Below are 22,060 nucleotides of genomic sequence, written 5' to 3' on the forward strand. Positions count from 1 at the left end.
GTCCATTCGACGCTGAAGAATGACAATGGGCATCCACTCGAATCGTTCGTGTGAACAAATCCCCCAAATCGGCAGGAGACTGATGCTTCTGGCTTGCGCTGTCGGAAATCGTCATAGGTCAGCCTCCAGCATGGCCTTAGACTCCGTTCTCGACACGTACATCCATTTGAACGGCTCAATCATCGGCGCGCCGGTCGCCAAAGCAACGTAGGCCCAGGGATCACAACCCAAGGTTTCTCATGGGCTTGATATACCCTGCATGTGATCCGAATATTTCTGCATAGTCATTAACAACGAATCCACAAACAGACTGGTTGGTATACTTCCTGTATGAGCACCACTACAACGGCACGGACACTTCCGACTCGGGATAGCATTCTCGATGCCGCGGAACGACTGTTCTGTACTCGTGGTATCCAGACCGTTGGCGTGGATCTCATCGTCGCCGAGGCCGGCGTCGCGAAGATGACGCTCTACAAGCACTTTCACTCGAAGGACCTGCTCGCCGCCGAGGTCGTCCGCAAGCGCAGCCAGGCGATGCGCGACTGGCTGGTGAGCGAGTCGAAGCGACGCGGGCAGGACGCCGCCGGGCAGATCCTGGGCCTCTTTGACGCCCTCGCCGAGTGGTTCGAGAAGAGCGAGTTCCGCGCCTGCCTCGCGCTCAACACCACGCTCGAGATCGCCGAGCCCGAGCACCCCGCGCGAGTCGAAGCGATGAACCACAAGGTCGCCATGCGGGCGATCCTTGAGGACCTCGCGATCCGGGCTGGGGCCGAGCGCCCCAAGGAACTCGGCGACCAACTCCTGATCCTGGTCCACGGCTCGATCGCGTTGGCCGCCGCGTGGAAGTCCTCCGCCCCGGCCGTACGGGCAAAGCAGGTCGCACGGGTGCTGCTGGACGCGTGAACCTTTGAGCATTCATACATATCTAGTTTCTTGAGGATCCCCTGTATCGAGCTGTGATTCGTGTCGATGCTTGGTGCATGACTCCGAATATTCCAGAGTGGATCCGAACGAAAGAGATCAAAGGGTACAAGAACATCTTCGACCACGACATGTGCCCTAGCGAATCACATCTCTTTGGTACTGAAGATCTGTATGGCGACTGGGACGGCCATGTTTTGCTGCTTGCCAAGGACTTTGGACCTTCATGCCTCATTCACAAACGTCGAGCGGCTTCACAACCGCTCTACGTGCACTCACCGAGCATGAAGACCAACAAGATGCTCAAACGAGCGATTGAGCCTATCCGATCATCACGATTTTCATGCGATTGTGGATTTCTATATGGCTCAGCTGCAGTTTGCATGCTCCGTGACGATGAGGTGGTGAGCGGCAACCTTCCCAATCGTTCCGAGGTGATGCGGTTTGGCGCCAAGGTACTCAACGACTTTGTTGTTCCGCACATGCGAAATCTCCAAGTCATCGTGTGCCTTGGTCGTGATGCATGGGACTGTTGTGCTAAGGCCTTTGGCACAAACGACGATTGGGCTTCGCTGAGAACGCAAGACAGGCCATGGACCGCTACCCGTTCCGGCACACGACTGCTTGCGACAAAGCACCCCGCGTTCTCCACGAACAGCATGATGGATCAACTGCGGCACACGATTGCTAGCCTTCTGGCGAATCCGATTTTGGATGCCGCCTGACCATTGCTCAGTCACGGTTCGCAATCCAGTCGATATACACTTTCCCGCTATGCCTTCTCCCCACCTGGCCGTCTATCCAGGCTCCTTCGACCCGATGACCTTCGGGCATCTCGACGTCATCGCGCGCGGCAGGCACCTCTTCGATGAACTCATCGTCGCCATCGGACGCAACCCGGGGAAGGACGCCCTCTTCACGGCCGAGGAGCGCGTGGAAATGGCCGAGGCCCTCGTCGCCGAGATGGTCAAGAAAGACCCCCACGCCTCGCCCGTCAGCGTGCGCTCGTTCGAAGGCCTGACCGTCGACTTCGCGCGCGAGGTCAAGGCGACGGCTCTCCTGCGCGGCGTCCGCAACCTCTCCGACCTGCAGTATGAGGTCCAGACCGCGCTCACCAACCGCGAGGTCGCGGGGATCGAAACGGCGTTTGTCGTCGCCGGGCAGTCCTTCGCCTACACCTCGTCGAGCCTCATCCGCCAAATCACGGCGATGGGGCGCGACCTCTCGTCGCTGAAGTCCATGGTCCCGGATCTCGTCGTCAAGGCCCTGGCGAAGAAGAAGGCCGATCGACATCCCATGCTCGAGCGTCTGCGTTCCATCGAGGTCGATCGCTCCGACGCCTAGATCTCTCGTCAAAGGAAAAGGCGCGCCGGGCGCATGGATTGGACGGGAGGGGTGCCACGTCTCGGTTCCACGCATCGTGTGCCCGACGCGCCGGGGTGTTCATCGTGCCGCGTTGGCGGCGTGTGATCACTACTTCGACTTCTTCTCGAACGTCAGCCCGCAGCGGGTCGCTTGCTCACGCATCGCCGCGACGATCACGTCCTTGAGCAGCGAGGGGTCTTTCTCCTCTCGCTCGGCCTGAACCCTGGCGCAGAATTCCGCACGCTCCTTCTGCAGCGTCGCGATCTCCTTCTGGATCCGCTCGCGCTCCTCGCGCTGCTTGGCGACGTACGCCTTCTTCTCCTCGAGCGTCATCTTCCGCATCGCCTCGGGCAGGTCCTCGTTCTTCACGTCCTCGAGTTTGATCGTGCCGTCACGCACGCCATCGACGAGATCCCACGTCGAGTTGACGTACAACCCCGAGGCCTTGGACGCGGCCCGCTGCACGCCGACGCTCGTGCTCGCGGCAGTGTTCATGGTGTCGGCGAGCTCCTGCTGCTGCTTTGCCCATTGCCCCTTGTCGCCGCACGGCAGATACGTGTCGTTCATGAGCGTGCTCAGCGACAGAATCCTCGCGTCCTGCGGGGCGTCGATGTGCAACTCCGTCGCGTTCTGGTCGATGTTCGCGAACTTCCCCTCGCCCAGGCGCGCCCCGTCGAACCAGCCCGAGTTCTGCCCCTCGCTCATGTTGCCGCAGAAGATCGTGTTGATGATGATGCCGCGCTTCACGGCCGTCGGCACCGACGCCTTGTAGTCCACACCACCCTGCGTGAAGGCCTCGTTCCCCGCGACGACGATCACCTTGAGGTCGTCGGGATTGTCCGACCACGAGAGTTGGCGCGTCGCCACGTCGATCACGTGCCCGCAGAACTCGCTCCCGCCGTTGGTCGTGAGCGCGAAGAGTTTCGTCGAGACGGCGTCCAGATCATCCGTGAATCCGAGCTCCTGGCGGATGAAGCCCGCCTCCGGCGGGAGCGAGTCGTTGCCATACTGGTACAGCGCGATGTTGAGCATCGGTTTCGCGTCGCCCTTCTTCGCCGTCGCAAACTCGTTCACGATGTTCCACAACTGCGTCTTGGCCTGATTGATGAGGCCGTCCATGCTGTTGCTCGTGTCGAGCAGGAGCGCAATCTGCACGATCGGTCGGCGAACCGCCGGCTGGGCGGGCTTCGACTCGACCGGCATGCCCGCGGGCGCACTCGGGGGTACCGGCTCGCTCATCGCCGCAGCCAACCCGGCGACCATCGCCAACGCGGCACTCACGCCGATCGTCAGTGTCACACCACGCCGTCCCAGAACCGTCGCGTAACCTGTCGTGCCCATGCGAGCCTCCTTGTGCTTCATCCATCCTGCCGCCCCCACGATCCCCGGCGGCTCTCGACAGGAACCTACGCTGAACTCCCCACCGGGTTTGTCACCCCGGCGCAACCCGGGCGTTACAAACCAACGACATCGGACTTTTCGGCCCGCTCTAACCCGTCGCCTTCGAGGCCACTCCCCAGGGATTTCACACGGAACTGCCCATGAGCAAGCAACTCGACGTGCGCGTCATCTCCATCGGCACTCTCCCGGCCCACCCGCTCTGGGGCGAGCGCCAGCAGGCGCGCACGGGACACTCGACCACCACGCTCATCGCGGGAGACAACGCGCGCGTGGTCGTCGATCCGGGTCTGCCCGGGGCGGCACTCACCGCGCGACTGAGCGAGCGGGCCGGCCTTGCACCCGAGGACATCACCCACGTCTTCCTCACCAGTTTTCGCCCCGACACACGCCGCGGCATCGGAATCTTCTCGCGCGCTACCTGGCTCATCTCCGAGGGTGAGCGCGAGGCCGTCGGCGTTCCCCTCGCTGCGCGATTGCGCGACCTCGCCGACGATGACCAGGCGGACGAGGCCCTCCGCAAGGTCCTCGCCGAGGACATCGCCGTGCTCCAGCGCTGCACCCCCGCCGAGGATTCCATCGCGCCCAGCGTCGATCTCTTCCCGCTCCCCGGCGTCTCACCAGGGATGTGTGGCCTGCTCGTCGCGCAGGCGCGGCACACCACGCTTGTGTGCGGGGACGCCATCCCGACTGTCGAACACCTCGAGCGCGGCATGGTCATGCAAGGGGCCGTGGACCTCGATCGAGCGCGCGAGAGTTTCAAGGAGGCCGTCGAGATCGCGGACCTGCTCGTGCTCGGGCGCGACAACATGGTGGTGAATCCCACGCGCGGGCCCTGGTGAACGTGCGCCTGGCTCGCGACCCTCGCGCACGATAAACCCGCGAGCGTGAGGCTCGCGGGCTTGGGGTTTTCAACACGGGATCGCGACGGGAGTCTCAAACTCCCGTAATCGCGAATCGCTCGATCAGTTCACGCCCTTGGTGTACTCCTCGAGCGCCTTCTCGAGGTCCTTCTTCATCGGGCCGTCCTCGGCGTTGGAGATCGCCCGGCGCTGAGTCTCGATCGCCTTCACCGAGTCGCCCTTGAGGAAGTAGCACCGCGCGAGCGTGTCGAGGATCGCGGCGTCCTTGTCGCCCGTGAACTCGTTGGCCTTCTGGGCCGCCCGCAGCGCCAGGTCCACGTCACGCTTGCCGATCGTCGCCTCGGGGTCCACGATCGTCCACGCGTACTGGTTCAGTTCCTGCGCGTTCTTCGAGGCGATCGCCTTGTCGACCAGTTTCGTTCCCGTGGCATAGGCCTCGTCGTACTGCTCCGCCATGAGGAACGCCATGAACTTGCGCGACTCCATCATGCGGCCCATCACGGGGTAATCCTTCTCGGCCTTGGCCCACGCCTCGGCGCCCGCCTTCGCGTCCGACTGCAGCGTCTGCCCGGCGTTCATGAACGCCTCCTGGGCGGCCTTGATCTTCCTGGGGCCCTCGACCGGGTCCCACGTCCCGCCCGCGACCTCGGGAAGGACAAAGTCCAACTCCATCGGGTGCCCGATCCACGCGATCTTCCCGGAGCCATCGACCAGGAACGCGCTGGGGATCCCGTTGCGCTTCCCGGCCTTCATGTAGGCCTCGTCCATCCCCTTGGCGGCCCCGTCGAACGCCACGGTGTACGCCATCTTGTCCCCCTGCTTCTCGACAAACTCGCGCACCTTCGCCAGCGTCTTCTCGCTGTAGACCTTGTCCTCCCACACGTTCACGCCGATGAACGTCACGCCCTTGCTCTTGTACTCGGCCTGCAACTCCGAGAGGTGGGGCATGCTCGCGATGCACGGCCCGCACCACGTCGCCCAGAACTCGACGACATAGGTCTTGCCCTTCTCGAAGCCCGTGACCGGCTCACCCTTGACGAAGGTCTCGACGCTGATCGCGGGGGCCGCGTCGCCCACGCTCAGTTTGTTCGAGGCCGCGGGTTTGGACTCCTTCTTCGCGTCCTTCGTGCCGTCGCCCTTTTTCGCGTCGTCCTTGGCGAACTTCTTCGCGTTCTTGATCGCGGCCTGGAGTTCCCCGTCCATGCTCGCAGGGTGCCCGATCCACGCGATCTTCCCGTCGCCCCCGACGATGAACGCGCACGGGATCCCGTTCTTCTTCGCGGCCTCCATGTACGACTTGGCCATCGTGCCCGACTCGCCGTCGTACGCGACGGTGTAGGCCATCTTGTCGCCCTGCTTCTTCACGAACTTCTCGACCGTGTCCCTGGTCTTGTCGTTGTACCGCTCCCACACGTTGACGCCGATGAACGTCGCGTCGTCCTTGTGCTCGGCCTGCAACTCCGAGAGGTGCGGCATGGACTTGATGCACGGGCCGCACCACGTCGCCCAGAACTCGACGACGTATACGTGCCCGGCCTTGAACGACTTCACCTCGTCACCTTTCAGGAACGCCTCGACCTTGATCGGGGGCGCCTCGTCCCCCACGCCCAGCGTCGCCAGCGGCGCGCTCGCCATCGCCATCCCGCCGTGTTCGATCATGCCCGTGGGCATCGTCGCCGGCACCAGCGCGAGCGCCAGCCCCGCGAGCATCGCGTGTGTGCCCGCCTTGATCACTGTGTTCGTACGGTTCGTTTGCATCGGAGACTCCATTGGTCGCGGGAGAGGTGCTTTCCGCCGACCGCGACCCGTCCCGAGGCGGGAGTCGCGCGACGCCACTTCCTGTTGTCCACCCCTTCTGACGCACGAAACGCCCGAGGGTGTCCAAACCCCGGCCATCCTTGCCGGGTCTTCCTATCTTCATACACAATATCGAGTCTCACGGATGCTCGTCGGCCACCCCCACGCATCCCCAATCCCTCGAACCTCACCGCACTCCTCGCCTGGCGCGAATCCATGCCCCCCAGCACCCCTCAAAGTTCGGCCTCTGGTTGCCCCCTGTGCGATCGCGGCAAGGCCATCGACGCCAAGGACCCCGCCGCCCTCGTGGACCACATCGCCACGTTCACCCACTGTCACGCAATCCTGAGCGAGAACCAGGGCACCCTCGCCGGCCGCGGTCCCAACTCTCCATCCGGCTCCGGCGGCTGGGTCGTCCTCGTCCTCCGCCACCACGCCGCCTCCCACCCAGAGCACCTCGCCGACCTCCCCATCGAGACGCAAGCCGAGATCTTCGCCGAGGTCGCTCGCGTCGCCCACGCCATCCGCACGGTCTTCGGCCCTGTCCGAATCAACTACGAGTGCCTCGGCAACGTCGTTCCCCACATCCACTGGCACGTCATCCCCCGCGACCCGACCGACCCCAGCGACCCCGACCCCAGGAAACCCGTCTGGGGCTGGAGCGAAGCCCAACTCAAGGGCACCCTCACGCCAGCGCAGCGACTCGCCCTCCGCGACCGCCTGCGTGCCGCGCTTCGGTGAAAGGCAGAACGCCGAGGGACACAGAGGGCGGCGAGAGGGAGACGGAGGGAAATGCAAGGGAATGGGGAATCGGCTGGGTGCCACCAGTCGGCGGCTCCTGTGAAGGGCGGACCGCCGACTGGTGCCTGACACTCAGTGACGCCCGGCGCGCCTCCACGAATGCCGAATCACGAATGCCGCGTGTCGTTCTTGGTGTTCTCAAGAGTCAATAGACCCATACCACCCACCGAACACAACCTTAGTCTCCGGTTTCTTTCATCCACTCTTGGCGCGATGCAACCGGTCGTGTATCGTGTGAATCTCGGGGCTTTCATTCTGCTTTGAGAAGTGACAGGAACCACGCCATGCGAAAGACTCGGCTTTGGACCTGTGTCGCTCGTCGTTGCCTCATGAGCCTCACGCTCGGCGTCGTCGCCAGCCCTGCCGCCGCCCAATGCGAGCCGCACTGGATCCCCAACGGCTCGGCCCCCGGGACCGACGGCTCGGTCACCGCCTTCGCCTCCTTCGATCCCGACGGCCCTGGCCCACAGGCCCTCCAGGTCTACATCGGTGGGCAGTTCTCCCAAGTCACCGGCGTCCCCGCGAGCAATATCGCCAGGTGGGACACGGCCACGGGCCTCATCGAACCGCTAGGCACAGGCGTCAACGGATCCGTCAACGCGATCGCCGTCCTACCCAATGGAGACGTCATCGTCGGCGGAACGTTCACGACCGCTGGCAACCGCCTCTGCCGCTCCATCGCCCGCTGGAACGGCACGACCTGGTCCCCCCTCGCCGAGGGCGTCCGCCAGAACGACGTCGCGCCAGGGACCGTCAACGCCTTGGCCACGCTCTCCGATGGCACGCTCGTTGTGGGAGGGCTGTTCAGTCGTGCGGGGTCGCAGCCATGCACGAATATCGCGAGCTGGTTCGATGACACCTGGTCGGCGATGGGCTCCGATTCCGCCGGCGCCATTCGCGCGATCGTGGTGGACTCGCATGACACCATCTACATAGGCGGAACATTCGCCGTGACGGGACCACCGGCCACCTATGGACTGGCTCGCTGGCGAGGCGACACCTGGGAGGCCGTCCCTGGCTGGTACGGCGGCAACATCTATGGCATGGCCCTGCACGCCTCCGGAGATCTCATCGTCACGGGCGACATGACCGTGGGCACTTCGTTTTATAATTCCGCCCGGTTCGATGGAGCCGTGTGGACGCCTGCCTATCTCAACTCCGGCGGATTCAACCGGTCCTACGGGAGAACAGCGGCCCCACTTGCCAATGGCGACGTCGCCATTGTCACCGAGTATTACGACGGATATTCCACCAGTTCCGGCATAAGTCGATGGGACGGCGAGGCGTGGACAAACATCAACTTCATTTCTGTCTCATCGAACAACCCCATCGTCAAAGCCGTCTTCGCCCTCCCCAGCGGCGACCTCCTCGTCGGTGGCCTCTTCACCAACCCGAGCAATAGCGTGTCATCTCGAGGTCTCGCCCGGATCACCAACGCAGGGTGGGAGCGCTTCATGGGCGATTCCTTCAACGCCACGATCTCGACCGCCACAACGCTCTCCAACGGCGCCATCGTGGTCGGCGGGTCGTTCACACGAATGGGCGCTCGCACGATGAACCACGTGGCGCTGTGGAACGGCAGAACCTGGCAATCCCTGGGCGATGGACTCCCGTACATCGTCTTGAGCCTGGCTTCAACGCCCGACGGCGAGATCATCGCCGGCGGCTGGTTCAACGTGAATGGCATGAACGTCTCGAACGTCGTCTCGCGATGGACCGGAAATGCGTGGGAGCCCGTCGGCCCCGCGATGACCAACGGTGACGCTGGCGGAACCTCATCCCTCAACCCGCGCATCAACGACATCGCCGTGCTCGACACCGGCGACATCGTCGTCGCGGGACGATTCCAGCACGCCGGTGGCGCGTCCCTCAATGGCGTCGCCCGCTGGGATGGCACGCTGTGGCAACCCTACCAGGGAACCCCCACGCTCGAGTACTACTGCCTGCTCGCCCGGAGTCCCAACGACATCTACGCCGGCCCCGCCACCCAACTCCGCCACTGGATCGACAACCGGTGGCAACCTGTCCAGCCCGTCCTCCCCAGCGGCATCTCGGGAGCATTCATCTACGATCTCGCCGAAACACCCTCGGGTGACATCATCGCCATTGGTCGTTTCGGCGCAGCCGCCGGTGCCTCCACAGAGAACATCATCCGCTGGCGCGGCACCACGGTCATCCCCACCCCCGGCCTTGGCGTACCCAATAGCCCCTCACAATCCGCACGAACCATCGCCGTCGTCGGCAACGACGAGTATTACGCCGGCGGCAACTTCTACACGACCGCCTCAGGCTCCGCCAACAACATCGTCCACTTCCACGACGGTGCTTGGCACCCCATGGGTGCCGGCCTCAACGACGGCGTCACCAAAATCTTCCTCCTCCACAACGGCAACCTCTTCGTCACCGGCAACTTCACCACCGCCGGCGGCATGCCCAGCGCCTTCTACGCCACCTGGGGCTCCTCCTGCCTCTGCAAGGCCGACCTCGACGACGGCAGCGGCACGGGCACGCGCGACCGGGCCGTCACCATCGACGACCTGCTCTATTACCTCGACCGCTTCAACGCCGTCGCACTCGCCGCCGACATGGACGACGGCACCTCCACCGGTGCCGTCGACTTCGCCGTGACCATCGACGACCTGCTCTACTTCCTCGCCCATTTCAACGCGGGGTGTTGACGGAAGAAGGCACTGGGCATTGGGCACCAGGCACTCGGGATTGGGCCATAGGCCGTGGGCCATGATCGAGCGCCACCGACGGCCCTCTGTCTTTCCCCTCGCGTTCCGTCTCCGATCCATCCATTTCCCGCTTCTCCCCTCTGATTACCCCTTTGTCTTCCTCAGCTCGTCCTCTGTCTTCCTCTGTGTTCGCCTTCTCGTTCGCCGTCCGGTTCGCCATTGATTTCGCGTATCTCCTGTGCCGTGCGTCGCGTCAGGCCTGTCCCACCAATACAATCGCCCACGATGACCACCACGAACACACCCCGTCCCACCCCCACTCCTTCCGCCGCCAACCACAAACCCGCCAGCGACTTTGACCTCGCCCGCCAGATCTCGCCGCGGCGGAAGACCACCGAGGCCCACGACCTCGACGGGCTCGTCGCCGAGCAACTCGCCCACTTCGGCCTGGACCCCAAGAGCGACTTCGGGCAGACCATGGGCGACCTGGCCAAACACCTCTACGCCGGGCACGCCGACGTCCGCCGCCTCTGGGACGTCGGCGTCAAGGAACTCGCCGCCCTCTCGCGCAAGGACCGGGCCGAGAGGTTCGCGGCCCAGAAGTTCCTCTGCTTCCAACTCGCCAAGATGCTCGACACGCTCCAGCACGGCTTCCGCACCAACTATCAGTCGCTCGTCACCACGACCAGTCAGCGCCTCCCCAAGGGCCCGTACCCGATCTTCGACAACGTGACGGCCCTCTTCTCCGCCAAGCCCGTCGTCACGCGCACCGCGACGTACATCTATGCCTGTGCCGAGTGGGTCTCCGACGCCTTCGAGGGCAAGGAACTCATGCTCGAGGTCTACTCGCGCCTCCTGAACCCGACCAACGTCAGCCTCGCGAACCACATCGTCGACATCGAGGCCGGGCCCTACGCCGGCGAGTACTTCGCGTGGAACTTCAACTCCGGGATGGCCGCCGTCGACGCCATCCTCAGCCACCTCGTGGGCTACCAGGACATCATCCTCTCCACACGCAACGTCTATGGCGGCGTCTACCAACTCATGCACGACTGGTACGCCAAGAAGAGCAACCTCGACGTCAGCGTCAACTTCTTCGACGGCTTCACCGTCCAGGACTTCCTCGCCGCCCTCGAGAAGGTGAAGAAGGACAACGCCGACCGCCTCAAACAAGGCCGCGAGATCTATGTCTATCTCGAGTCCCCCTGCAACCCGCACGGCTACTGCGTGGACGTCCCCGGCATCTGCAAGGAGGCGCACGCGCGCGGGCTCAACGTCATCTGCGACTCGACCGTCGGCACGCCCTTCCTCCACCGCCCTTTACAGAAGTTGGACATCCTCGAGCGCCCCGACTTCATCATCCACTCCTACACCAAGGACCTCTCGGGCCACGGCTCGACCACCGCCGGCGTCGTCATCGGACGCAACGAGCGCATGTTCATGGGCAAGCACGACAGCATGCCCGGCACCGGACCCGACGGCAAGCCGCGGACGTACTCGTATGACGAGACGCTCTTCTGGAACGTCTACTACATCAAGGGTGCCTTCCTCGACAGCGACAAGAGCTACGAGGTGATCAACGGCATGCACACCCTCGAGATGCGCATGCTCACCAAGGTCGTCAACACCCTCGCCTTCGCCGAGTTCCTGGGGAGCCACCCCGACATCAACGTCAAGTGCTCCGCCGCCCCGGGCAACGAGAACGCCGCCATCCGCGAGAAGTGCCTGTATCTCGGCTTCCCCGCGCCGCTCTTCACCTTCGACTTCGAGGGGAAGAACGGCAAGAACAGGCCGAATATCGACCGCCACACCTTCGCCCGCTTCTTCGATTGCCTCGACCCGATCTTCGGACACCAGGTCTCGCTCGGCCAGCCCAACACCGTCGTCCTCTGCCCCGCGATCACCAGCCACAGCGAACTGTCGGACGAAGCACTCAAGGCCGCGGGCATCATGCCGACCACCGTCCGCGTCGCCGTCGGCGCCGAGGACCCGCGCACGCTGATGGCCCACCTCATCAAGGCCTCCGAGGCCACGCTCGACAGCGCGGTCCCGGGCTTCAGCGCCAAGTTCCCCAAGGCCGAGCAGTGCGACGCGATCTATCGCAAGCACTACAAGGCCGTCCACGACAAGTACGTCGAACACCAGCCCTCGATGGCGGAACTGTTGAAATAGGCCGTACCGAGACACGCTCATCTCGCCATCCGAATCGGCATATGAGCAGTATCTATTTTCTTGATCTTGCAGGCACATGCGTTCGCGACATGTACGGCGTCGATCCCGTCGCGGAATATCAATGAATCTTGACCTCATAGACGGCCCTGGGTAGTTTGGTGGAATCACCAATTCCTGGAGGTTGTCATGTCACTGCGCACCCGCCGCCTCTGCCTCGCCACAATTTCCTTTCTCTCGCCTGTCGCCCACGCGCAGTGCGGCTCCATCGTCTGGTCGAGGGTGGGCGATGCGCCCTATCGCGCCGGGCATGCGCTCGCGTATGACTCGTTACGCGGACGCATCATCATGTACGGCGGAACGGTGCTCTTCACGGGTCAGCAGTTCGGCAACGACACCCTTGAATACAAGGATGGGCACTGGACGAAACTCTTTCCGGCAACCCTCCCGCCCGGACGGACCGAAAAGGCCAACCTGTCGTACGACTCCGCACGCGACCGCGTGGTGCTCTATGGCGGCTTCACGTTCCCCACGCTCTTCGACACGTGGGAGTTCGATGGCACAAACTGGTCTCAGCGCGCCAGCGACGGCCCGCGGGTCACCGATGGTTTCGCAACGGTCTATGACTCCGCACGCCACAAAGTCGTGCTCTTCGGTGGGCAGCCGGAACTCTTCACCGATCCATTGAGCGACCAGACCTGGCTCTGGGACGGAGCCGCGTGGACGATGGCCACGCCGGCAACTCGTCCGCCCGGCCTGCGCTACGCCTCCATGGCCTACGACTCCGACCGCCAGCGCGTCGTGCTCTTCGGCGGTCGCCGAACCGACTTCTCGCACAGCAACGAGACCTGGGAGTGGGACGGTTCAAACTGGACCCTGGCCTCAACCACCGGGCCCACGGGCGGCGATTCGTACCCCATGGCTTACGACTCCATCCGCCACAAGACCGTCCTCGCCTATCGCGCACTCCCCGCGGCGTTCACCACATGGGAGTGGGACGGCACCACGTGGTCGCTCAGCCCGCAACCCTCGTTCAACATCTGTGGACCGGGACTCACCGGGAACGCGATGGTCTTTGATGCCGCCGAAGCCCAGTGCATCATGACCACGACATCCTCGCAGCAATCCACGCTCACGAACCGCTTCGGGCCCCTGGCCACTCCACCATTCACGCTCCAGCCCATAGGCGGAGTCGTTCCGCCGGGTGGGCAGATCAATCTGAGCGTCGACACCGCGTGCGTGGACAATCGAACATACCGATGGCGGCACAACCAGGTCCCGCTCTCTGACCTCACCCTCCCCGGAGGCGTCGGCGGCGTCTTCGGCTCCACAGGACCGGGCCTCACGATCTATGGTCAAGCGCTCACGAGCGCTCGGAGCGGGTCGTATGACTGCGTCGTCACCACCGCATGCGGGAGTCTCACCAGCGACGCCGCAACCATCGATGTCACCTGCGACCCCAGCGTGGTCACATACGAGATCGATCCCGCGGTCTGCAGGTTCATCCTCTCGGCCTTCGACGGCACCGAACTCGCCTCCGCCGTCGCCACGCTCCTGGGATCCATGACCGTCGCCTTCGATCCGTCGTGCGGATCGGACCCCGTCGGCACCCGCGCCCAAATCACCAACATCGACTGGCACACCTCGGAATCCAGCGTCCCCATGACCTGGGCCGGAGGCACCGCCACCTTGAACAACCTCCACTGCGTCTTGAACGACACGCGAGGCATGCGCCCCGAGCCCACGCTGATCTCCAACGCGTCCTTCGAGCAGACCGCCCAGATCGCATTCGATGGCACCATGGTGTACAACGCCTTTACGCTCAGCAACACGCTCGACCTGACCACCGCTCCACCACTCACGGTCGTCGCCACCACCGGCATCGGCGGCTCCCAGACGCCAAGCCTCACCATCCCCTTCGATGACGACTACGAGGTGGACGCCGGTCTCGGTGCGCTCAATCCGCGGCTGCGCATGATCACCACCATCCACGCCGTCGAGGCTTCCTCCACGTGCGTCGCCGACGTCGATGACGGCTCGGGAACCGGCGCGCCAGATCAGGCCGTCACCATCGACGACCTCCTCTATTACCTCGTGCTCTTCCAGGCCGGCTCTATCGGCGCCGACGTCGACGACGGTTCCGGTACCAACACCCACGACAACGCCGTGACCATCGACGACTTGCTCTACTTCCTGTCACGCTTCAGCGACGGTTGCTGATTCAATCCCTTCCTTGAGTCCAAAGAGGCCCACCGATGAACTCATTCACGCGAATCTCTGTGCTTCTCGGAGTCATGGGTGGCGTCGCGGCATCCCTCGCCCAGCCCGACGCCAAGGTCAGCGCCATCTCCTCCATCGCCCGCTTCGGACCCGTCGAGAACACCTACGGCTATTCCATCGCCTACTCCGTCTGCAACGACACCCCCACCACCGACACCCTCGCCTACATCGCGAGTCAGCCACGCCATCCGATCATCGGATGGAGCGTCTATCGCCTGCACGATGGCCGACTCGACCAGATCGGCATCTCCTGGTTGCACCACACCTTCGCCGCGCTCCAGACCCACTGCACCTCCTGCACGGCCACAGGCTCGTCCGTGAACGCGCTCTTCCCCGGTTGCGCCAGCCCCGAGAGCAGCGGCATTGCCGCCCAGGGTTCGCAACTTGGCCCGCGCTTCGAGGTCAATCCCGCGACCGGCGCCTTCGCCTATCCCTTCTCCAGCCCCGCGGGCGTCACGGGCAACGCGATCCACAAACTCTGCCAGATCCATGAGAACGACCTCATCCCCGGCGCGCTCTACTTCCTCGAGACACAGATCGTCCACCCCGACGAGTCCCCCGACACGCGCACCAACAACCGCTCCTATCGCCGAATCACTCTTGGCCCCAGCGCCTCGCTCCTCCCTACAGGCCCAACCGTCGTCGGCTCCTCAGCCCTCGACGCCTGGCGCGACCACGCCCTGGGCATCGACACGCCCGACCCTTCCATCGCCATCACCACCATCTCCATTCCCAACGATGGCCGCGTCTCCCTCGCCGCCAGCGCCACGGAGACCTCGCCGGGCACATACCAATACGACTACGTGATCGAGAATCTCGACTGCACCCGTGCGATCCGTGCCGTCACCATCCCCGCCACCGATGCGTCCATGCCTGAGTTCCACGACATCAACTACCACAGCGGCGAGCCCTTCGACAGCACGGATTGGTCTCTCTCGACCCCCAGTGCCGCCATCGCATGGTCCGCCGAAACCTTTGCCCAGAACCCCAACGCCAACGCCCTCCGCTGGGGCACAGCCTATCGATTCTCCTTCACCACATCCCGCGCACCCGTCGCTGGCGCCATCGCCCTCGACCTCTTCACGCCTGGCTCACCCGATCGCGTCGCCATCAACGCACCCATCCCCGCCCCGCTCTGTCCAGCCGACCTCGACGACGGCAGCGGCCTGGGCCTTCCCGACGCCGGCGTCACCATCGACGATCTCCTCTATTACATCATCCTCTTCAACACCGGCAACATCCGCGCCGACCTCGATGACGGCACCAGCACCGGAACCCCCGACGCCGGCGTCACCATCGACGACCTGCTCTACTACCTCACCCGCTTCAATGCCGGGTGCTGACACAACCCGACCAAAGCGTCCCAGAATCAGCGGTCTTTGCACCGTCTCAGACTGACGCATCCCCAACTCGCCTTCTCAATACACGCCATTTCTGTTACGCTGACCTCTCCAGCCCGAAGCCGATCGGCCATGCCGCGCTTTGTCTGCGCGCCAACATTCACAGGACACGTATCTATGCGTCATGCCAGAACCATCTTCGCCATCACCGCATCCGCGATCTTGCTCTCGCTCGCCACGCTCGCCCTCGCCGGCCCCCTCAACCCCCCCGCCGGGCCCATCATCAGCACGGGCAAGACCACGCAGGAAATCTTCGACAAGACCGCCGCCGCCGAGCCGCGCATCGCCATCAACGCCACCAACACCCCCGGCGATGCCGACAGCGTCTATCGAATCTCCGTCTCGGGGAGTTACTACCTCTCGGACAACCTGATCATCACCGCGCTCAACAAGCACGGCATCGAGATCGCCGCGAGCAACGTAACGATCGATCTCAACGGATTCCTCCTGGCCGGGCCACTTGGCGCCGGATTCGACGGCATCAGGACCTCCGTCGCAGGACTCCGCAGCCTCGAGATCCGCAACGGGACCATTACCGGATTCGGCGGCGACGGCATCGACTTCCAGACTTTCAACACAACAGGCTGCATCGTCCGGAACATCCGGTCCCAAGGCAACGGCAGCGCGGGCATGCGCATCGGCATCGCGTCCACGATCATCGGCTGCTCGGCGAACACCAATGGCAGCAGCGGCATCACAGCCGGCATCGTCAGCACCATCTCGGACTGCACGGCCTACTCGAATGCGTCCCATGGCATCCAGTCTCTCGGCAATGGGACAATCACCGGGTGCACGGCGAGTTCCAACGGCGCCTTCGGCTTTGCGATCAACTCCAACGCCACGATCACTGGTTGCACGGCAACCGACAACGGCGACATCGGAATCTCAGGAGGCAACTCGACAATCTCCAACTGCACGAGCAGTTCCAACGGCGGCGAGGGCATCGCCGCGAGCACGGGGAGCACCGTCACAGGATGCACCGCAAACTCCAACACGCTCGACGGCATCCTCGTTGATTCTCGGTGCCTAGTCACCCGGAGCACATGCAGTTCCAACGGCGTGAATCCCGGCGACGGCGCGGGCATCCGCGTGGTTGGGAACGACAACCGCATCGAGGGCAACCACTGCTCAAGCGCCGATCGCGGCATCGACGTGGACGGGACCGGCAACATCATCATCCGAAACACCTGCAGCGGCAACACGATCAACTGGACCATCGTCAGCGGCAACTCGTACCTCGTCGTTTTTGCTCCCGCCACCGTCGGCAACTTCAGCGGCAACGCGAGCGGAGCCGGATTTGGCACAACCGACCCCAATGCGAACTTCACATACTGATCCACCCCCCGCTTGAACCACGCCAAGGAGCACCCTCCATGATCATCCAATCACGAGTCGTCCGATTCGCCCCTGTCGCCGTCGCCGCAATCGTCGTCGGAGCCTTCACCCTCGCCGGCCCACTGAACCCCCCCGCAGGCCCGATCGCGGGCACGGGCAAGACGACGCAGGAGATCTTCGACAAGGTCGCCGAATCAGAACCGCGTATTGCCATCAACGCGACGAATACCCCAGGCGACGCCAATAGCCTCTTCAAGATCACCCAGCCAGGCTCCTACTACCTCACCGGCAATATCACCGGCGAAGTCGGCAAACACGGCATCGAGATCGCTTCCAGCGACGTGACCATAAACCTGATGGGATTCACGTTGGCGGGTGTGGCGGGATCACTCGACGGCGTCAACGTGGCGGTCACGTTCAACCAAGGGCTTTGTGTCCGCAACGGCACGGTGCGAGGGTGGGGCGACGAGGGAGTGGACTTCGGCACGGGTGGCGGCATCGGCGGCATCGTTGTTGAGGTGAGGGCGATCGAGAATCTGGGCAATGGAATCGCCCTGGGTTCCAATGCTGTCGTGAGCGGTTGCACTACTTTCGGCAACTCCCAGAGTGGGTTTCTCGCCAGCCTCGGCTGCACTATCAGCAACTCCACCGCGGCCAACAACTTAGGCAGCGGTTTCTCACTTTCCACATCCTGTACCGTGTCGAACTGTACCTCGTACAATAACGGATTGAACGGATTCTCCGGTGGCACGGCGAGCACCCTGACCGCGTGCACGGCCTTGTCAAACACACAGAACGGCTTCTCGACCGGGGACCGCTGCTCGCTGCAATACTGCACCGCCGAGTTCAACTCGATGAATGGAATCTTGGCAGGAAGCGGCTGCACCGTGATCGACTGCATCGCTACAAACAGCACCCTCAATGGAATCCAGGTCCTCAACGACTGCACAGTCCGCGGCAACCTCTGCGACACCAACGGATTTGGTCCCGGCGACGGCGCGGGCATCCTCGTGACCGGTGGGGACAATGTCATCGACGCGAACAAATGCTCCGGAAACGACCGCGGCATCGACGTCAACGCCGGCGGCAACCTCATCATCAAGAACCAATGCTCGGGCAACACCACCAACTGGGACATCGTCATCAGCAACGCCGTCGCACCGATCGTGAACGCCTCCACCAACGCCGCCGTCATCACCGGAAACTCCTACGCCGGAAACCTCGGCAGCACCGACCCCAATGCCAACTTCACGTATTGATTGACGTCATCCTCAAACTCGACAACTCCAGAGACACGCCAACGGAACTCACCATGAAAACCAACGCCCCTCGACTCGCTCGTTTCGCCCTGCCGGCCTTGTTGTTGACGAGCACGCTCCTCTACGCCGGCCCTCTTAACCCCCCCGCAGGCCCCATCACCAGCACCGGCAAGACCACCCAGGAAGTCTTCGACAAAGTCGCCGAAACCGAACCCCGCATCGCCATCAACACCACCAACACCCCCGGCGACGCCGACAGCCTCTTCAAGATCACCCAACCCGGCTCCTACTACCTCACCGCCAACATCACCGGCGTCGTCGGCAAATACGGCATCGAGATCGCCGCGTCCGGTGTCACCCTCGACCTCAACGGCTTCGACCTCGTCGGCGTGCCGAGCATGGGCGCCTTCGACGGCGTGGGCGTGACCGTGAACAGTCTGACCTCCATCGTCGTGCGCAACGGGTCCGTCCGCGACTGGGGTGATGAGGGCGTGGACCTTGGCTCGTTCGCCGCGCTCAACTCCACGGTGGAAGACATCCGCGCCAGCGGCAACACCGGAAACGGGATCTCGGTCGGGACCGGCTCCGTCGTCTCCGGGTGTACGGCATCCAGCAACGGCATCAACGGGATCGACACCGCATTCGGATGCGTCGTCACGGAGTGCACGGCATTCTCGAACGGGAACGATGGCATCTTTGCCCATTCCAGCAGCACCGTCTCGCAGTCCGTCTCCTACCTGAACACCGGCATCGGCATTGCCACAGGCGCGTCGTGCACCATCTCGGGCTGTTCGACGACCGACAACAACGCCGGCATCCAGACATCGTCCGGGTGTGTTGTGTCCCAATCCTCCGCGGGCTACAACGCGACTCGAGGCGTTACTACCGGCAGCGGATGCCATGTCGTCGACTGCATCGTCACCAACAATATCCTCGACGGTATCCAAGTGCTCAACGACTGCACCGTGCGGGGCAACACGTGCGACAGCAACGGCGTCGGCGCGGGCAGTGGCGCCGGCATCCTCGTCTCGGGCGGTGACAACGTCATCGAGGGGAACACCTGCACCGATGCCGACCGCGGCATCGACGTGGACGCCGGCGGAAACCTCATCATCAAAAACCGATGCTCGGGCAACACCACCAACTGGGACTTTGTCATCGGGAACGCCTATGGCCCCATCGTCGCGACGCCCTCCGGCGCGGCGGTGAGCGGCAATACCGCGGCCGCCGCCCTCGGCTCCACCGACCCCAATGCCAACTTCACCTATTGACAATCGTCCACAACACCCAGTCCCCGACACACCCACAGGATCCACCATGAAGACCAATCACCTCCGACTCGTCCGCTTCGCCCTCCCGGCCCTGCTCCTGACCGGCGCGATCCTTTACGCCGGCCCCCTCAATCCCCCCGCAGGCCCCATCACCAGCACCCACAAGACCCTCACCGAGGTCGAGCCTCGCGTTGCCATCAACAGCACCAACACGCCCGGCGACACGAACAGCGAGTTCCGCATCGCCTCCTCCGGAAGTTACTACCTGACGGGGAACATCACCGTAACGGCCGGACGCGTCGGGATCGAGATCGCCGCCTCGAACGTGACCGTCGATCTGAATGGGTTCTCGATCATCGGCCAGGCCGGATCCCTCAGCGGCGCGACCGCATTTTCCACACTTTCCAACATCACCTTCAAGGATGGGGCCATCTCGACCATCGCCGCCGGTCTCCAACTCGGATCCGTCTCGGCGGCACGCGTCGAGCGCGTGAACATGCAGGACATCACGGGCATCGGGCTCCAGGTCGGCACGAGGTCCATTGTTCGTAATTGCATTGTCCGGACGACCACCTCGACAGGAATCTCGGCGTCGGCAGGATCCCACGTGGAGGGTTGTATTGTGACCGCCGCGGGCGCGACGGGCATCTCCCTGGGCAACCAATGCGTGCTTGATGCATGCACCGTGAGCGACTGTGCCGGCGCTGGAGTTTCGTTTGCCGGCGGTTGCGTGATCACCGGATGCGCGGCCAGGACTAATGGCGACGACGGGTTCCTCGGCTCCGGCTCGGGCACGGCGTGCGTCGTGCGCGACTGCACCGCGGTCGACAACATCGGCGATGGATTCAGCTTTCAAGTCGATTGCGTCGTGACCTCATGCACCGCTCGCTCGAACGAGGGGCACGGATTCACCTCGGGTGTCAACTTCACGATCTCGAACTGCTCGGCCACGTTCAACACCCTCTCGGGGATCCGGGCCGGAGGCGGATCAGCCCTCATCCAAAGCAACACCTGCTCGTTCAATGGGAATAACCTCGGCGACGGCGCCGGGATCTGGGCACAAGCCTCGGTCTCTCGGATCGAAGGGAACCACTGCTTCTCCAACGATCGCGGCATCGACGTGGACTCCGCCGGGAACTTCATCGCCCGCAACACCTGCTCCGGCAACGCCACCAACTGGGACGTCGCCGCGAATAACAAGTGCTTGGTCGTCCTCGGCGTCAACGCCGGCGCCGTCGTCGGCAACTCCGGCGGCGTCTCTCCAGGATCCGCCGACCCCAACGCCAACTTCTCGTATTGATAGACCTCGTCCTCAACCACTCTCCAACGCCCGACTCACCCGCGGAATCCACCATGAAGAACAATCCCACTCGACTCGTTCGATTCACTCTCCCAGCCATGCTGCTGACCGGCGCCCTCCTCTACGCCGGCCCTCTCAACCCCCCCGCCGGCCCCATCACCGGCACCGGCAAGACCCTCACCGAGGTCGAGCCACGCATCGCCATCAACAGCACCAATACGCCCGGCGACGCCGACAGCCTCTTCAAGATCACCCAACCCGGCTCCTACTACCTCACCGGAAACATCAGTGGCGTCGTCGGCAGGAGCGGTTTGAAGATCCAAGCCGACGGAGTCACCGTCGATCTCAACGGTTTCAAACTGATTGGTGTTGCCGGGTCGCTCGACGGCGTAAATATCCCCAACGTCCAACGCTCGGTCACCGTTCGCAACGGCACCATCGCGGATTGGGGTGGGGACGGCGTCAACGGCGCCTTCTCGCTCGTCCTCGGGGAGTTCGAGAACCTCAACGTGCTGAACTGTGGCGGCTCCGCGATCTCCATCAACGATATTGGCGTCGTTCGCCACTGCAACGTCTACAACAACGCCACGGGCATCACCGTCGGAAGCCGGACGCTCATCACCGGCTGCACCGCCACCTTCAACTCCAGCACCGGAATCGCCATGGGCCACGCCTCCACCGTCATCGATTGTGTCGTGGGGAACAACACCGGACGGGGCATCATCGCCCTCGGCGGTGGCGGGGCGATCCTCGATTCCACCGTCTTTGGAAATGGCAACGAGGGGATCAACGCCGACACACGCATGACCGTCGCGAGGTGCACCGTCACCGTGAACTCTCTGCATGGCATCGTCCTCGGCACGGGCTGCGTTGCCAAAGACAATACCTGTGCCTTCAATGGAAACTTCGGCTTTGGCGCCGGAATCAACGTCATCGGCAGTGACAACCGCATCGAGGGCAACACCTGCACCACCGCCGATCGCGGCATCGACGTTGATGCCGCAGGAAACATCATCATCAAGAATACCTGCACGGGCAACACCACCAACTGGGACATCGTCGCCAACAACATCTATGGCCCCATCATCGACCGCTCCGCCCCCGCCAGCCCCGCCGTCCTCGGCAACGCTGCCGCCAGCACTCTCGCCACCACCGACCCCAACGCCAACTTCACGTACTAAGAACCGCCTCGCCTTCCTGCCATCGACCACACGCCCGTA

16 protein-coding genes are annotated in these 22,060 nt (G+C 63.6%); 14 read left to right on the forward strand and 2 right to left on the reverse strand.

The genetic code is table 11. From position 1 onward, the window contains the following. The first annotated feature begins 330 nt into the window (after positions 1–330). The 3 genes from IPK69_07250 (at position 331) to coaD (ending at position 2,268) form a co-directional block, all read left to right on the forward strand. Positions 331–906 carry a TetR/AcrR family transcriptional regulator gene (locus IPK69_07250; GenBank protein ID QQS07810.1) on the forward strand — a complete coding sequence of 192 codons (576 nt, stop codon included), beginning with the start codon at positions 331–333 and terminating at the stop codon, positions 904–906. 77 nt (positions 907–983) lie between these two features. Next, complete coding sequence (locus IPK69_07255) at positions 984–1,649, forward strand: hypothetical protein (GenBank protein ID QQS07811.1); 666 nt, start codon at positions 984–986, stop codon at positions 1,647–1,649. A gap of 49 nt (positions 1,650–1,698) precedes the next feature. After that, positions 1,699–2,268 (forward strand): pantetheine-phosphate adenylyltransferase, encoded by a 570-nt coding sequence (coaD, locus tag IPK69_07260; GenBank protein QQS07812.1) that lies wholly within the window; start codon positions 1,699–1,701, stop codon positions 2,266–2,268. 129 nt (positions 2,269–2,397) lie between these two features. Here coaD and IPK69_07265 read toward each other — a convergent pair whose 3' ends face one another. Continuing rightward, a complete protein-coding gene (locus IPK69_07265; GenBank protein ID QQS07813.1) occupies positions 2,398–3,630 on the reverse strand; it encodes a VWA domain-containing protein in 1,233 nt (410 codons plus the stop codon). A gap of 200 nt (positions 3,631–3,830) precedes the next feature. On the opposite strand from IPK69_07265, the gene IPK69_07270 reads away from it, so the two are divergent. Beyond that, positions 3,831–4,529, forward strand: coding sequence for an MBL fold metallo-hydrolase (locus IPK69_07270; protein QQS07814.1), 699 nt, complete (start codon positions 3,831–3,833; stop codon positions 4,527–4,529). Between the two features lie 123 nt (positions 4,530–4,652). On the opposite strand, the gene IPK69_07275 is transcribed toward IPK69_07270, so the two are convergent. Then, positions 4,653–6,308 (reverse strand): redoxin family protein, encoded by a 1,656-nt coding sequence (locus tag IPK69_07275; GenBank protein QQS07815.1) that lies wholly within the window; start codon positions 6,306–6,308, stop codon positions 4,653–4,655. Positions 6,309–6,563: 255 nt separating this feature from the next. Between IPK69_07275 and IPK69_07280 the strand changes: the two genes are divergently transcribed. From IPK69_07280 to IPK69_07325, 10 genes are all read left to right on the forward strand, one after another. Beyond that, positions 6,564–7,088 carry an HIT family protein gene (locus IPK69_07280; protein ID QQS07816.1) on the forward strand — a complete coding sequence of 175 codons (525 nt, stop codon included), beginning with the start codon at positions 6,564–6,566 and terminating at the stop codon, positions 7,086–7,088. Between the two features lie 389 nt (positions 7,089–7,477). After that, positions 7,478–9,826, forward strand: coding sequence for a hypothetical protein (locus IPK69_07285; GenBank protein QQS07817.1), 2,349 nt, complete (start codon positions 7,478–7,480; stop codon positions 9,824–9,826). 285 nt (positions 9,827–10,111) lie between these two features. After that, positions 10,112–11,998: a PLP-dependent transferase gene (locus IPK69_07290; protein QQS07818.1), complete on the forward strand. Its 1,887-nt coding sequence runs from the start codon at positions 10,112–10,114 to the stop codon at positions 11,996–11,998. A gap of 186 nt (positions 11,999–12,184) precedes the next feature. Continuing rightward, on the forward strand, positions 12,185–14,215 hold the full coding sequence (locus IPK69_07295; GenBank protein QQS07819.1) for a hypothetical protein: 2,031 nt from the start codon (positions 12,185–12,187) through the stop codon (positions 14,213–14,215). Between the two features lie 35 nt (positions 14,216–14,250). After that, entirely contained in the window at positions 14,251–15,618 is a 1,368-nt protein-coding gene (locus IPK69_07300) for a hypothetical protein (GenBank protein QQS07820.1), read from the forward strand. 174 nt (positions 15,619–15,792) lie between these two features. Beyond that, positions 15,793–17,010, forward strand: coding sequence for a right-handed parallel beta-helix repeat-containing protein (locus tag IPK69_07305; GenBank protein ID QQS07821.1), 1,218 nt, complete (start codon positions 15,793–15,795; stop codon positions 17,008–17,010). 38 nt (positions 17,011–17,048) lie between these two features. After that, positions 17,049–18,269 (forward strand): hypothetical protein, encoded by a 1,221-nt coding sequence (locus IPK69_07310; protein ID QQS07822.1) that lies wholly within the window; start codon positions 17,049–17,051, stop codon positions 18,267–18,269. Positions 18,270–18,322: 53 nt separating this feature from the next. Beyond that, positions 18,323–19,540 carry a right-handed parallel beta-helix repeat-containing protein gene (locus IPK69_07315; protein ID QQS07823.1) on the forward strand — a complete coding sequence of 406 codons (1,218 nt, stop codon included), beginning with the start codon at positions 18,323–18,325 and terminating at the stop codon, positions 19,538–19,540. Between the two features lie 46 nt (positions 19,541–19,586). Further along, a complete protein-coding gene (locus tag IPK69_07320) occupies positions 19,587–20,840 on the forward strand; it encodes a right-handed parallel beta-helix repeat-containing protein (GenBank protein ID QQS07824.1) in 1,254 nt (417 codons plus the stop codon). A 53-nt stretch (positions 20,841–20,893) separates the two neighbouring features. Further along, a complete protein-coding gene (locus IPK69_07325) occupies positions 20,894–22,021 on the forward strand; it encodes a right-handed parallel beta-helix repeat-containing protein (GenBank protein QQS07825.1) in 1,128 nt (375 codons plus the stop codon). Positions 22,022–22,060 lie beyond the last annotated feature (39 nt).

The sequence above is a fragment of the Phycisphaerales bacterium genome, assembly GCA_016699835.1.
Lineage (GTDB): Bacteria > Planctomycetota > Phycisphaerae > Phycisphaerales > UBA1924.

Excerpts from the sequence above, each read along its gene's own strand:
- IPK69_07250 (QQS07810.1), top strand. The coding sequence starts at position 331 with ATGAGCACCACTACAACGGCACGGACACTTCCGACTCGGGATAGCATT.
- IPK69_07255 (QQS07811.1), top strand. The coding sequence starts at position 984 with ATGACTCCGAATATTCCAGAGTGGATCCGAACGAAAGAGATCAAAGGG.
- coaD (QQS07812.1), top strand. The coding sequence starts at position 1,699 with ATGCCTTCTCCCCACCTGGCCGTCTATCCAGGCTCCTTCGACCCGATG.
- IPK69_07265 (QQS07813.1), bottom strand. The coding sequence starts at position 3,630 with ATGGGCACGACAGGTTACGCGACGGTTCTGGGACGGCGTGGTGTGACA.
- IPK69_07270 (QQS07814.1), top strand. The coding sequence starts at position 3,831 with ATGAGCAAGCAACTCGACGTGCGCGTCATCTCCATCGGCACTCTCCCG.
- IPK69_07275 (QQS07815.1), bottom strand. The coding sequence starts at position 6,308 with ATGCAAACGAACCGTACGAACACAGTGATCAAGGCGGGCACACACGCG.
- IPK69_07280 (QQS07816.1), top strand. The coding sequence starts at position 6,564 with ATGCCCCCCAGCACCCCTCAAAGTTCGGCCTCTGGTTGCCCCCTGTGC.
- IPK69_07285 (QQS07817.1), top strand. The coding sequence starts at position 7,478 with ATGAGCCTCACGCTCGGCGTCGTCGCCAGCCCTGCCGCCGCCCAATGC.
- IPK69_07290 (QQS07818.1), top strand. The coding sequence starts at position 10,112 with ATGACCACCACGAACACACCCCGTCCCACCCCCACTCCTTCCGCCGCC.
- IPK69_07295 (QQS07819.1), top strand. The coding sequence starts at position 12,185 with ATGTCACTGCGCACCCGCCGCCTCTGCCTCGCCACAATTTCCTTTCTC.
- IPK69_07300 (QQS07820.1), top strand. The coding sequence starts at position 14,251 with ATGAACTCATTCACGCGAATCTCTGTGCTTCTCGGAGTCATGGGTGGC.
- IPK69_07305 (QQS07821.1), top strand. The coding sequence starts at position 15,793 with ATGCGTCATGCCAGAACCATCTTCGCCATCACCGCATCCGCGATCTTG.
- IPK69_07310 (QQS07822.1), top strand. The coding sequence starts at position 17,049 with ATGATCATCCAATCACGAGTCGTCCGATTCGCCCCTGTCGCCGTCGCC.
- IPK69_07315 (QQS07823.1), top strand. The coding sequence starts at position 18,323 with ATGAAAACCAACGCCCCTCGACTCGCTCGTTTCGCCCTGCCGGCCTTG.
- IPK69_07320 (QQS07824.1), top strand. The coding sequence starts at position 19,587 with ATGAAGACCAATCACCTCCGACTCGTCCGCTTCGCCCTCCCGGCCCTG.
- IPK69_07325 (QQS07825.1), top strand. The coding sequence starts at position 20,894 with ATGAAGAACAATCCCACTCGACTCGTTCGATTCACTCTCCCAGCCATG.